Consider the following 13726-nt stretch of genomic DNA (forward strand, 5'->3'; position numbering starts at 1 on the left):
ACAGCATAAATGTGGCGCAAAACCCCTCTTGTCCGCACTTCCCCCGTTGACAGAAAAAATCGAATTTCTTATAATTTGGTGAAAGCACGCGGAGGCTCAAACCGCAATCGAATTTGGACGGTCGTTTTCGGACATACACATAAATTTCCTTGAAAGCGGCGAGATCTTAGAGTTTGTGAACGAACTTTCTGAGATCGATGTTGATGCCTGGATAATATCCGGGAATATTGGTGAATCACACAATTTTAGAAATTATCTAATAACCCGCAGGGCAGAGTGCCACGGGCTTGCCCGTGGGTATCTATACAAGAATGCTAGATAGAGAATGAAAACAGGTATCCTCATAGGTTATTTCGCAAAACGAGGTGAAGCCCGCTCGGTTCTCAAGGAGTTGCGTAGGAGAGGTTTCCGCCGCACTGCGTTGGTGAGCAAGACCGCGGATGGGAATGTACATACATGGGACCCCTTCCGGTGGTACAGGATTTTCGGAGCGGCCATTGCTTTTATGCTGTTTGGAGCCCTCGCCGCAGTCATATCGGTAAGTCTTCAGCGGCCGGAACCGATTCTTAGTGGAATCCTCTCTGCTCTGATTCCGAGTATTGCGGCTGGATTCACGGGAATCCTCTTCAGCGCAGCATGGATAAGGCGATCAAGGTTCGGCTTGGAAAGAAGCCTGCTCGAGGATCACGCACGATGGCTGGTTTCGGAGGAGACCGTTCTGCTGCTCCGGACGTCTATCGAAACGATGCGTTCCCCGGTAGCAATAATGCGGGAGAGCGGCGAGATCTCTCCTGCATTATTCATCCTGCACCCGAAGCGAGAGAACCTAGCCGGAGAAGCGGAGAAACCCGTAAGTCCGCTACCTGCAGGGCAGATCGCGGAATACGCGGAGCGTCTAGCCGGGGACCAGCGGGTGAACCCGGATGTCCGCCGGGACTTCAGACTACTCAAACAGCTCGAACATACATGGCAAGGGATACATCGGGTATGCATGGATCTCGCTGAAGCGAGTCACCTGGGACTGAGTACACCACCGACCGCCGAATGGCTCTTGGACAACGAGTACATCATCGAGAGCAACGTCCGTGAAATTCAGATAAACCTTCCCCGGCGCTATTACCGGGAGCTGCCGTCACTCGCTGACGAACCCTACCGCGGCCTGCCGCGAATTTACGGCCTGGCGAGGAATCTCGTCTCCCATACGGATCTGCGTCTGGATCAGGAAAACATTCTCGCGTTTATCGAGTCATATCAATCCGTCGGCGCGCTGTCGATCGGCGAACTCTGGGCCGTTCCCCAGATGCTGCGCACTGCTTTGATCGAGAGTATCTCTAATCTCGCGGAAAAAGCGCTAACAGAGCTGCGAGAGCGTGAAATCGCGGGATTCTGGGCGAACAGACTGATTACAACCAGCCGGCGAGATCCCAGTCAGCTCTTTTCGACCCTTGCGGAACTCGCCAAAATGCATCCGACCCCGAGTTCCTATTTCGCTTCTCAACTGATAGAGAATCTCTACGACCAAGAAGCCGCCCTAGTGCCGGTCCAGGGATGGATAGAGCGCACGTTCCGGAAATCTCTGAGCGATCTAACCCCGCGCGAGCAAAACCATCAGATGAAAAACCAGATATCGATCGGGAATGCGCTGACCAGCTTGCGGCAACTCGCCCTTCTGGATTGGAGAAAAATATTCGAGAAGCTCAGCCGGGTGGAACGGCTGCTTCTCCTCGATCCTTCGGGAATCTATCCCCGGATGGATTTCGACACGCGAGACCGGTATCGCCGTATGATTGAAGAACTCGCCCGCGGGTCAGGTCAGACGGAGGACCAGGTTGCGCGGCAAGCCATCGAGATGGCGACACGCGCCACCCCTGAAACGGCAGAGGATGAACGATGGACCCATGTCGGAATGTATCTTATCGGTGAAGGAAGAGAAGAACTGGCGCGTCTCGTACGATGCCGTGAGACTAAACGCTTCCGCGCCCTGAATTGGATCTACCGCCGCCATTCCGTAGCGTACTTCTTAGCGCTTGGTTTTTTCTCCGCCGCATTCATCACGTTGCTCGTCATGCTCGGCATGCCCGGGCAAACACCAGCCGGCCTGCTTTTGATTGTTCTCCTCTTGCTGATCCCTGTCAGCCAGCTCTCGCTCCAGATTGTAAATTACATCATCACGCGGCTGCTTCCGCCGCGTTCCCTTCCAAAGATGGATTTCGAGGATTCTGGGATCCCCGATGAATTCCGTACGCTCGTCGTCGTACCCATGATGCTGGTGAATACGGATTCGATACGGACCGCGGTGGACAATCTTGAAATCAGATATCTAGCCAATAAAGAGTCCAACCTGCTCTTCGGCCTCTACTCGGATTATGTGGATTCTGATCAGGAACACGATGAGGAGGACGAACTTCTGCTCCGAACGGTGACGGAAGGCATTGAGGCCCTCAATCATCGGTACGGTAATGAGCGTTTTTTCCTTTTCCATCGTGAGAGAAGATGGAGTGAATCCGAGCATAAATTCATAGGCTGGGAGCGCAAACGCGGAAAACTGGAAGAACTCAATCGCCTGATTGATGGAAAGCGGCCTGAGGATGCCGGTCGTTTGGTATACGTGGGCGATCCGGACCGTCTGTCCGACGTACGGTTCATCATCACGCTGGACAGCGACACACAACTGCCTCACGGCACCGCCCGCAGGATGATCGAAACCCTGGCACATCCTCTCAACCAACCGCGCTTTGATACCGAAGGCGCTATCAAAACCGGCTCCTATGCCATCATCCAACCGCGCGTGAGCCCCTCGCTGCCGAGCACGAACGCATCGCTTTTCAGCCGGCTCTTCTCGGACCCGGTCGGAATCGATCCTTATACGAGAGCTGTTTCCGACGTCAATCAGGATCTCACCGGTGAGGGTTCTTACCATGGCAAAGGCATCTACGATGTGCGCGCCTTCAGCCGGGTGCTTTCAGGACGGTTTCCTGAAGAACGCTTGCTGAGCCATGATTTGATCGAAGGCGCTCACGTTCGAGTGGGCCTTGCAAGCGATATCGAGCTTTATGATGAATTTCCGCAGGATTACTTGAGCTACACTGGCCGGCAGCATCGATGGATCCGCGGCGATTGGCAAATCGCGGAGTGGATCTTGCCGCGTGTTCCGCAAGCTGCTGGGCGGCGGGGGCAAAATCCGCTTTCCTGGTTCGACCGATGGAAGATCTTCGATAACCTGCGCCGAAGCCTTGTCCCTTCAACCAGCCTGGGCTTGCTCGCAGCCTCTTGCCTGATCTCCTCCAGGATGGTGTTGGTATCTACCTGTGTGGTAGCAATGCAGCTGCTCTTTCACCCTTTGGTGCAACCTTTCACATGGGCAACCACCGGTCGACGGCTGAAGGGCTTTTCGTTCTCAAAAGTATCACACGATCTTCTGCGGGCGATAGTCGAGGCCGCTCTGCTTCCACACCAGGCCTGGCTTGCTTTGGATGCCATATTGCGGGTATGGTATCGCCGCCTCATTTCACATCGGGGATTGCTCGAGTGGACCTCCGCCCAGGCAATGAATTGGAACGCTCCCGGGAAAGTGCGAAAATTCGTCATTTCACTGGGTCTGGCGAGCGTCTTTAGCGGGATAGCGGTATGGGTGATGCGGCGATGGGCGCCATCAGGCCTTCCAGTAGCGGGCCCCTGGCTATTGTTGTGGTTTGTATCTCCTCTGGTCGGTTGGCTCTTGATCATTCGACCGTTCGCTAAGCCCAGGCAAACCCGCCTTCCTGAAAAGGACCTTCTATTCCTGAGGAGAGTTGCCCGGCAAACCTGGAGCTATTTCTCGGAATTTGTTACTGATGATACCTCGTGGCTGCCACCCGATAATTACCAGGTCTCCCATAAGAATCAACTGTCAATGCGTACCAGTCCGACCAATATCGGCCTCTGGATGCTCAGCGCGATCGGCGCGCATGATTTCGGATACCTGACGGTGGACCGGGTCATCGAAGATTTGGCGCGTACTGCGGAGACGGTCGGCAAACTGGAGCGCTATGAGGGCCACCTGCTGAATTGGTACGATATAGAAACCCTGGCCCCTCTAGAGCCCCGCTACGTGTCTATGGTGGACAGCGGAAACCTCCTTGGCTGCTTGTGGGCTCTGGAGCAAGGACTCGAAGAGCTTATACAGACGCCCGTTCTGGATGTGAACACCTTTGAAGGCCTGTGGGACACCTGGGGAATCCTGAAACAGGCCATCGAGGAAGAAGGCGTTTCTGGGTTACAAGCCCATGGCCTCGACGAGCTGATGAATACGCTGAAAACCCCGCCGGAGCGGATCACCGACGCCATTAGCCTGTTGCATCGGGTGGAAGGCGGTGTACGGGCTCTGGCCGACGAGATACGCGAGACCACCGGCGCAGAAACGGGTACGACATACTGGGCGAGGCAGATGCAAAATCAGGCATCGGCCTGGCTCGGGATCGCGGATCGCTACCTCGAATGGATTGAAATCCTCGATGAAAAGACGGAAGAGGAAATCGTCAGGCTGGGCCAGGATGTCCTGTCAGCGTACCGCGGGAACCTGCGTCACGCACCTTCGCTTCTCGATCTCGCCAACGGAAACATCGCGTGCATTCAGTTGCTCCGCTCAACCCGGGAGGATGCTCCCGCAGACGCAGATCCACTCTTCGAATGGATCGACCGCCTCATGCAGGCTTTCGTAAAATCGAAATGGCTGGCCAGCGAAATGCTGGCGTCAGGCAGGAAGCTTATCCAGGACACCCGCGAGTTATCCGAATCGATCAACGTGCGCTTTTTGTATGACACCGAGCGGCGGCTTTTTTCGATCGGCTACAACGTCTCTGAAGGTCGACTGGACACCTCCTACTACGATCTTCTCGCGAGCGAGGCGCGACTTGGAAGTTTCATCGCTATCGCCCGGGGGGACGTCCCAATTGAACATTGGTTCTCCATGAGTCGGCCCTACGGCTCGATCGGCCGGCACCGAGTGCTGCTCAGCTGGGCGGGGAGCATATTTGAATATCTGATGCCGGTGATCTTTCAACGCTCTTACGGGAACTCCCTCCTGGATAACGCGATCAGAGAAGCCGTGGCGATCCACATCGAGTACGGCCGCAAACGCCGCATACCGTGGGGAATCTCGGAATCCGCTTTTGGAGATTTGGACGTCAATAAGACTTACCAGTACAAGGCCTTGGGCGTACCGGGGCTCGGTTTAAAGCGTGATATCCGGGAAGAGGTCGTCGTAGCGCCCTATGCCACCCTTCTGTCGATGAACATAGCGCCGGGAGAGGCCGTACAGAATCTAAAACGACTGACCAAATTGGGGCTTTTAAGCGATCACGGCTATTATGAAGCAATGGACTTTGGCCGACAACCTCGCCGAGACGGCGAGCGCGGAGTGATTGTGCGGACTTACATGGCCCATCATCAGGGCATGGGTTTCTTGTCGCTGAACAACTTCATTCACGGCAACCCCGTCCAGCGCCGTTTCCATGCCGACCCGCGCGTACGCGCGGTAGAGCCGCTGCTACATGAACGCATCCCCAGCCTTCCTCCACTGCACCACATCCCCACAAGGGAGAGAATGCCGTCGGTGATGAGCGTAGGCGGGGTGGCACCATCAACAAGTAAATTCGACACGCCCCATACCGCCACGCCCAAAACACAATTGCTTTGCAACGGCCGTTATAGTTTGATGCTCACAAACGCCGGCGGTGGATACAGCCGGTGGAACGACTTCGAGATTACCCGTTGGCGGTCAGATCGCACCAGGGATCCATGGGGAACCTTTTGCTACATATATGAAGCCGATTCGAATCGATTATGGTCCAATACATATCACCCGACCGGCGGCAAGGCCGATGCATATTCAGTCAAATTCGCGCTCGACAGGGCCGTCTTCCGGCGCGACGATAACGACATTCAAACCGAAACGGAAATCATCGTCTCGCCGGAAGACGACGTGGAGATCAGGCGGATCACTCTATTCAACCGGTCGATTCATACCCGCCACCTGGATCTAACTAGCTATGTTGAACTCTCGATGGCGCCTCACAACGCGGACCGGCAGCATCCGGCCTTCAATAAGCTGTTCATTCAGACCGAGGCGGTTCCCGAACATGAAGCACTCCTCGCGTACCGCCGGCCCCGGGGGGAGAATGATCCGCCCATCTATATTGCGCACCGCCTTACTCTGAAAAACGCCGGGGATAAAACCATGCGGTTCGAGACGGACCGGCGCCCGTTCATCGGGAGGGGACGGACACTCGCGAACCCTATGGGTGTCTCCCAGGAACCCGGCAACAGCGAGGGGTTTGTCCTGGATCCGATCCTCAGCCTGAGGCGCAGCGTGACTATAGATCCAGGCAAGCGAGTCGAAATTTCCCTTGTTCTAGCCGCCGGCGAAACACGCCAGCAGGTCTTGCAGCTAATGAGTAAATACAGCGATATCAATACGATCGATCGGGCGATGGATATCGCCTGGGCCTCCGCCCAGCTCGAGCTGCGTTTGCTTCGCATCCAACCGGACGAAGCCCGCCGGTTCCAGCAGTTGGCCAGCCACTTGTTGTTCCCCAACCCTCTTATGCGTTCTCCCGCCGAATGCATTGACAAGAATTGCAAGGGCCAAGCCGGCCTGTGGCCTTACGGAATCTCGGGTGATCTGCCGATCGTCCTGATCGTTATAGGTCAGGCACGGGATATCAACCTGGTCCGTCAACTATTCCAGGCGCACGCCTATTGGCGAATGCACGGGTTGACTGCTGACCTGGTGATCCTCAACGAAGAGGCGAGCGGCTATGAGCAGCCGCTGCGTGAACGAATCGAGAACCTGATCCAGGCGCATTCGATGCATGCCGGTGTTGATCGTCCGGGGGGAGTCTATTTGCGCAGCGCGGATATTATACCGGAGGAAGACCTTATGCTGCTCAGAGCCGCGGCGGATGTGGTTCTGGTGGCGGCCCGCGGAACTTTGCCCCAGCAATTGGGTGTGTCCACGGAAGCGCCCGATCTGCCGGAACCCATTGTCAGGAAACGCGCGCCCCGGGACCCTTCGGCTTCGCTCCCTTTCATGGAGTTACCCTATTTCAACAGCCTTGGCGGATTTACCCCTGACGGGCGCGAATACGTGATCTATCTCGGCCCCGGTATCCACACGCCCGCGCCCTGGGTCAACGTCATCGCCAATCCGACATTCGGAACATTGATCAGCGAAACTGGGGCCGGGTTTACCTGGTATGGAAACAGCCAGCGCAATCGCCTGACGCACTGGTCGAACGATCCCGTGATGGACCCGCCCTCGGAGGCATTGTATATCCGGGATGAGGAAACCGGCATCTACTGGACGCCGACTTCGTCACCGATCGTTGAAGAAACCGCCTACCGGGCAAGGCATGGAGCGGGGTACACCGTATTCGAGCATAACAGCCATGGGATCGAACAGGAACTGACGGTCTTCGTTCCGGTGGACGAGAACGGCGGCGAGCCTATCAAGCTGCAAAGGCTGCAGTTACGGAACGACTCCTCACGGGAGCGCAAACTGTCGATCACGTATTATGTTGAATGGACCCTGGGTGAGCACCGTGAATCATCCCAGATGCATGTCACGACATCCTGGGATGACGAAGTCCAGTCTCTGTTCGCCCGAAATCGTTACCACCCGGACTTTGGGGATCGGGTGGCTTTCGCGGCTGTTAGCCCTCCGGCGGAGTCGTACACCGGCGACCGCACCTCCTTCATGGGGCGCAATCGCCCGATGGATAAACCAGCGGCGATGGAGCGAACCAGTCTTTCGAAACGGATAGGAGCTGGATTAGATCCCTGCTCAGCGCTGCAAATCACCGTCGACCTGGCTCCCGGCGAGAGCTCCGAGACAATATGCATACTGGGACAGGCCGGATCGGTGGACGAGGCCCGGACACTGATCCAAACATACCGGGAAATTCCGGCGTTCGAAAACGCGTTGACCAGAACGAGAACATGGTGGGACGACTTGCTGGGAACGATTGAAGTGCACACACCCGAGCTCGCGGCGGACTTCCTGATCAACCGCTGGCTCTTGTACCAAAGCCTCAGCTGCCGGATCTGGGGGCGTTCCGCCTTTTACCAGTCCAGCGGTGCATTCGGCTTCCGGGATCAATTGCAGGATGTTATGGCCTTCACACTAGCGTATCCCGGGCTGGCGCGAGAGCATATCCTTCTTGCAGCAAGCCGTCAGTTCGAGGAAGGCGATGTACAGCACTGGTGGCACCCGCCGGTCGGCGAGGGTATCCGGTCGCGTATTTCCGACGACCTTCTGTGGCTGCCCTACGTTACCGCCCACTACATCCGGACCACCGGCGATGCGGACATCCTGCACATGGAGGTCCCATTACTCAACGCTCCCGCGCTGGAAGACGGTCAGCTCGAGGCTTTATCAACACCGGAGGCTTCGCCCGAACGAGTCACGCTGTTCGAACACTGCCGGCGTGCGGTCGCACGAGGTCTTACCGCCGGGACCAACGGGTTGCCCCTGATGGGAACGGGGGACTGGAATGACGGAATGAACCTTGTGGGTGCCGGGGGCAGAGGGGAGAGCGTTTGGCTGGCGTGGTTCATCGCGGATGTGCTCCAGGGTATGGCCGAGCTGTCTGACCTGCTCGATCGGACGGATCTGAGCCGGACCTATAGGAAGTACAGGAGGACCCTGATTCACCGCGCAGAACGAGCGGCATGGGACGGGGAATGGTATCTCCGGGCGATTTTCGACGATGGCACGCCCCTTGGTTCATCGGCGAATGATGAGGCGAAGATAGATTCCCTGCCTCAATCCTGGGCGTGGCTGAGCGGTGCCGCCGACGCGGAACGCGCTGATGCAGCCCTGGAATCGGCGTGGAAACATCTTGTTCGCGAGGACGAAGGCCTGGTATTGCTCCTCGCCCCTCCCTTCGACAAATCGGGTTCTTCGCCCGGATACATCAAGGGGTACCCTCCGGGAGTTCGTGAGAACGGAGGCCAGTACACCCACGCCGCCCTGTGGCTCGCCATGGCTATGGCACGCCGGGGGGATGGCACGCGTGCGACGAAAATTCTGCACATGCTCAACCCGATTGAGCGCGCGCGAGATCCTGAAACGGTCTGGCGCTACAGTGTCGAGCCTTACGTTGTCGCAGCCGATGTGTACAGATTGCCCGGGCGGATAGGTTACGGCGGGTGGTCCTGGTATACGGGTTCGGCGGCGTTGATGTACCGGGCCTGGGTTGAAGAGATCCTGGGCTTGAAGGTACGAGGAGATCGTATGCGAATAGATCCTGTTATACCCGGAAGGTGGAAGGGTTTCCAGATGAGATATCGTCACGGCGAGGGTGTATATGAAATTCAGGTAGAGAACCCGGAAGGTTGCGAGCGAGGCGTGTCACGGGTGGAGATGGATGGCCGGCTTATGCCGGATGGCGTTATTCCGCTGAGCCGGGATCTGATAAAACACCGGATCCTCGTACGCATGGGGAAAACGCACGAAACGACCTGAGATGCCCGGTCCGAGCATCAGAGGTGCGAATATAACACATTCAGACCACATAGTTCACTTGGGGGTATGCCCCCAAGTCTGGTTGCTACTAGACATCTTAAAGAAAAAAGATTAACCTTGAACGTGGCTGAGTAAATGGGGGAAGGCCACAGTTTATAATTGTGAAATTGAGAGGAGATGTTTAGATATGCGGGGAAATAGGCTTAAAATAATAATTGCTATATGTATCGTGACTTTTGGAACTTTTTGTATATGGAGCCCAAATACCGCATTTGCGAGTTATAATCAAGGACTTGAGGGTATTGGTGATGCTATTATAACTGGTTCTATTGTGTTTTCTACAGTTCCATGTGTAATCGTAAGTGTAGTAAATGCACATCAGATAGAAGGAGATGGCAGCTATTTTTGGGGTTCGGCCGGAGTGTTACTGGGTATTCCTGTCACTATTGGCGGGATTTATTTGCTTTCCACCCTTGATGAGGATGAAGATCCTTTAACTGAAGATCATGGACACCGTCTTTTGGGAATTCCTGTATCTATTGTTGGGACTATCACCACCATTGCAGGAATAAAGAGTTTTCACCGTTCATTGAGCTATGACAGGAACACAGAGACAGGATTAGTTGTTGACCCAATTATCTTCCCAGACGATAAGGGCAGTGCGGGATTTGGACTTCAAATCAGTAAAAGCTTTTAGAGCAATTTGAACGGTCCTTGATGCGCTTTAAAGAAGCTTGGCCGATCTGACTCCTTTTAAATATTAAAAATATTGAAATGAAATGATTGTTAAGCTACGATGATTCTTAATCCTAAGCTCCGGTTCAGCGGCGGCGGCTTTTTGCCGTCCGGTGGACTGGCTGGTTCTGCCTTATAGGTCGAGTTGAGTAGTAATCGCTTTGCCAATACTTTCCATCTCAATAGAAGAGACCGATCCGGCTGAATTGATTAAACGTTGCTTGCTTACCGTAGTGAGCTGGTCTGCCATCGCCTTGGTTTTTTTACCTCGGAACGTCACATAGGCTTCACTTGGGTAAAGTTTGTCGACACTGCTCGTTAAAGGTACAACTTGAACTCTGTTAAGATAATGATTGGCGGCATCATTGCTTACAATGACGGCTGGCCTCTGTTTGCGGATTTCGCCTCCGATGGAAGGTTCGAAATTAATCCACCATACTTCACCTCTCTTCATCGCCAAAATCTCCCATTGTGCCTTCAGCCCACTCAAGAGCTTCAGATTCCCTTATTTGATCAGCAGCCATCTCTTTATAAGCGGAGTACATATTTTTTTTTAAAACATGAGGCCGTACCAGTTCTTCAATAAAACGACTTATTTTTCGTGGCCCGATGACTGTACGCAGACCTTCGTAGACCTCTTCGTCTATGGTCACTGTAAGCTTCTTTCGCATTTGGAAGCACCTCCTTTAATATACACGTATTATAACACGTGCAGATTGGGATGTCAATGAGTGGGAACAATGGAGTTCGGGAATAGGAAGAGAGATCATGACCCCCTTCCTGCGCTAAGGAAGCTCCTTTGAATTTGAGCGAACATTCACCGGTAAACATTTTAACAACCTTTCCGGTTCATTTCCTTTAAAATCAAATCCAGCAAAAAGTATTGGATTTCCCTTGCTTGTTTTCCAAAGATCAAGAGAAGGATTAGGAATATAAAAATAATTTTCCAAATCCAACCCAAATATCAATTTATTAGGCGACCTAACAGCAAAGAAATATTCATAGCTTCTAGCTTGAAGCGTATCACCATCACAAGTGTATTCTAGTATGACAGCACAACTTTTATTCCAGTAAGTTACTATACTCGATGGAATAATTAATGAAAATCCATAGAAATTGTCGGCGCCAGAAAAAGATATATATTTTTGATGTTCTGGTATTCGACTATCTGGAATTCTAGAAAGAAGCCCCATACTTTTGACTCTTTCATATTTCTCCACAATTCTTGTGCCAGGTAAAGCACTTCTTATCTCCCAACCAGAATCATCTACATATAAAGGCCGATTATCTTTCTCTTTACCCTTAAACCATTCCCAAGGCCAGGAAAGAGCCTCCGCAGAAACTGTATCAACTATAACTATAACTAAAACCAGTATTAAAACACGACTGAACTTCATAACAAACTCTTTTTCTCAAGGGTGAAAAAATGAACTTTTAAAGAACTAATTTATAAAAAAGTCTCCAAAAGTGAGGCTTTCAATAATAATTCAAATTATGATGTGTCGGTTGCGCTACTTGCTCTTTGTAACCAATACTTTCTTTAATAAGCAAGAAAGAAAGAAAAGCGCCCAAATTTTGATTACAATTCAAAGCCTCACTAGCTTTATTCCATTCCTTTTAAATTATTTTGTCAAACAAAAAGTATGATCATGCAGCATCTTGAAGGTTTAAATGAACATTATGAATATTATAGAAATGCACGAGCAGAAGGTATTTAAACATGGGAAACGAACGGTCGGTTGATAGAATTTACAGAAAAGATGTTGCATGATCGATGACTGACCGGTCTGTACCGGCGCAGGGTTAAGCCGATAACTCTGCTGACCCCTTGAGGTCGTGCAAAGCGATTGGCTCGGTGCGCGCATTCTACATCATGGCCTGGAGAAAAATAGAATCTCCACTAAGTGAGGCCGAAGATACGTTTGCAGTCAGATCCGTTCAGTTCATTAAATTAAACAAATTATTGACAGAGGAGTCCAGATATGATGGTTAGATTGTCTATTCATGTTATAGAAATACCATAAAGCTCCACAAAAATCTGAATTTACCTATTGACAAACTTTATAACATCAATATACTTCCTTTTGAACCACTGAAAGTGCGAATGCATCGTAGGTGGTGAACAAAAGGTGACCAACAGGTCGCCTTTTGTATTTAAGGGTGAAATTTAACTCCAAATTCGTCCTTCCTTGATGCATCTGTATTTAAACTAGGTTTTAAGAGATTCATCCAATCGATAATTGTATTTCCATCAATTTCTTTGGGTAGCCTATTGGGATACTTCTTTTCTCTGCTCTTAGAAATGGAATATAGATAGACAATATATGTTACAATATCTGCAAGTTGTATGAAGTATGACTCTTTTGAATCCTTTTGAAGTGGATCTTCTATAAGGGATTGAATATCACGTCTGATAGGAGTTGGACTTAGCTTGGACGGAATATAGTTTATTCTCTGTATCCTTCTTGTAGTTTTTTTCATTTTTCCAACTCTGCCAGGATCTGTGATAATCATAAATTTGCTGTCTGGATTCTTTTGAGGATCAAGATCATTTTCAATCCTCTGAACAGAGTATTTCAGAGCTGTATCAAGGATGTCATAATCGTTAATCTTAATTTTAGGTTTAACAATCACTACATTTACAATTTTCGCATTCAAACCACCAATAAATTCACAACATGCATCGATGATTTCTATTCTTTCTTCATTCGGTAGACCATAGTCTCGAAATGGATTCTTATTTAATATTAATTGCTTGCAATGAATCTCTTGTTTTACCGGAATCGAATATTTCTCTTTCAGCTCTTTTCGAAAAGAATAAATTCGTTGGTATTCTTCATTCCAATGGGAATAATGAAGGTATAAAGATGAAAGGATAAAAAGATTGGATGAATAATCCGGGTATCCATCGTCGCCTGACTCATCGTAGTATGCGATATGCAAAATTTACCTCTTTAATCAATCTAACGTACTGCGTATAACCTGCAGGCGGCGAAGCCGACTGACAGGTTCATACGCCTGTTGGGCTGTTCGTCCACAATTCTCAGTAGACCACTACCTCTCTAGTGATTGTGGCGATTGAGTCCACTCCCGTCGAGCTCCTGAGACGGTGTCGGATCGCAATCTCATGGACTCCCGGCTCAGAAGTACTAAGCGAAACGGTGTGGGTGAATCCCATTAAGACAGTGAGACAGACTACAGATGCGGTATCCAGCCGGTCATACGGGATGACCAGGTACCCGCTCTCGACGATCTGGACGTCATCGTGTCCTTTCTCCCAGCACCCATTTGGGGCGGTGGTCTCTATCGTGAGAGGAATGTCGCTGCCGGCCTGGGTGCTGTCTGGAAGGAGGACAGTACTAACTGTGGAGATGTAGTCCCGATACTCTTCGTCGGGCCCGATGCAGGCAGATCCCAACAGAAGAGTCGTTCCCAACAGAAGCCAAGTCACCGTGAGTCTTAAAATCCTTTGCATTCTGTACCTCC

Annotated in this window: 7 protein-coding genes and 1 riboswitch; of the genes, 2 read left to right on the forward strand and 5 right to left on the reverse strand. The window is 51.7% G+C overall.

Features of this window, described 5'->3' with window-relative positions; all coding sequences use genetic code 11:
* Positions 1 to 661: 661 nt before the first annotated feature.
* Entirely contained in the window at positions 662 to 9505 is an 8844-nt protein-coding gene (locus tag U5O15_10715; GenBank protein ID MDZ7861111.1) for a glucoamylase family protein, read from the forward strand.
* 187 nt (positions 9506 to 9692) lie between these two features.
* The gene (locus U5O15_10720) at positions 9693 to 10202 is read left to right on the forward strand and encodes a hypothetical protein (GenBank protein ID MDZ7861112.1); all 510 of its coding nucleotides are present in this window, start codon (positions 9693 to 9695) and stop codon (positions 10200 to 10202) included.
* Positions 10203 to 10373: 171 nt separating this feature from the next.
* Here the strand turns inward: U5O15_10720 and U5O15_10725 are convergent, their stop codons facing one another.
* The 5 genes from U5O15_10725 to U5O15_10745 all read right to left on the reverse strand — a co-directional run bounded on the left by U5O15_10725 (position 10374) and on the right by U5O15_10745 (position 13715).
* Positions 10374 to 10694: a type II toxin-antitoxin system PemK/MazF family toxin gene (locus U5O15_10725; protein MDZ7861113.1), complete on the reverse strand. Its 321-nt coding sequence runs from the start codon at positions 10692 to 10694 to the stop codon at positions 10374 to 10376.
* Positions 10681 to 10911, reverse strand: a complete 231-nt coding sequence (locus U5O15_10730) for an addiction module antitoxin (GenBank protein ID MDZ7861114.1) — start codon at positions 10909 to 10911, stop codon at positions 10681 to 10683. Before U5O15_10730 ends, U5O15_10725 begins: the two co-directional genes overlap by 14 nt.
* Before the next feature lie 114 nt (positions 10912 to 11025).
* A complete protein-coding gene (locus U5O15_10735) occupies positions 11026 to 11637 on the reverse strand; it encodes a hypothetical protein (protein ID MDZ7861115.1) in 612 nt (203 codons plus the stop codon).
* 96 nt (positions 11638 to 11733) lie between these two features.
* A riboswitch (cyclic di-GMP riboswitch) is annotated at positions 11734 to 11846 on the reverse strand.
* A 548-nt stretch (positions 11847 to 12394) separates the two neighbouring features.
* On the reverse strand, positions 12395 to 13183 hold the full coding sequence (locus U5O15_10740; GenBank protein MDZ7861116.1) for a DUF3800 domain-containing protein: 789 nt from the start codon (positions 13181 to 13183) through the stop codon (positions 12395 to 12397).
* Positions 13184 to 13283: 100 nt separating this feature from the next.
* Entirely contained in the window at positions 13284 to 13715 is a 432-nt protein-coding gene (locus tag U5O15_10745) for a hypothetical protein (GenBank protein ID MDZ7861117.1), read from the reverse strand.
* Positions 13716 to 13726 lie beyond the last annotated feature (11 nt).

It is taken from the genome of Candidatus Krumholzibacteriota bacterium, assembly GCA_034520215.1.
GTDB lineage: Bacteria > Krumholzibacteriota > Krumholzibacteriia > Krumholzibacteriales > WJIX01 > JAGHBT01.

Bases quoted from the DNA above. Each gene is read 5' to 3' on its own strand.
- U5O15_10720 (MDZ7861112.1), top strand. From the start codon at position 9,693: ATGCGGGGAAATAGGCTTAAAATAATAATTGCTATATGTATCGTGACT.
- U5O15_10725 (MDZ7861113.1), bottom strand. From the start codon at position 10,694: ATGAAGAGAGGTGAAGTATGGTGGATTAATTTCGAACCTTCCATCGGA.
- U5O15_10730 (MDZ7861114.1), bottom strand. From the start codon at position 10,911: ATGCGAAAGAAGCTTACAGTGACCATAGACGAAGAGGTCTACGAAGGT.
- U5O15_10735 (MDZ7861115.1), bottom strand. From the start codon at position 11,637: ATGAAGTTCAGTCGTGTTTTAATACTGGTTTTAGTTATAGTTATAGTT.
- U5O15_10745 (MDZ7861117.1), bottom strand. From the start codon at position 13,715: ATGCAAAGGATTTTAAGACTCACGGTGACTTGGCTTCTGTTGGGAACG.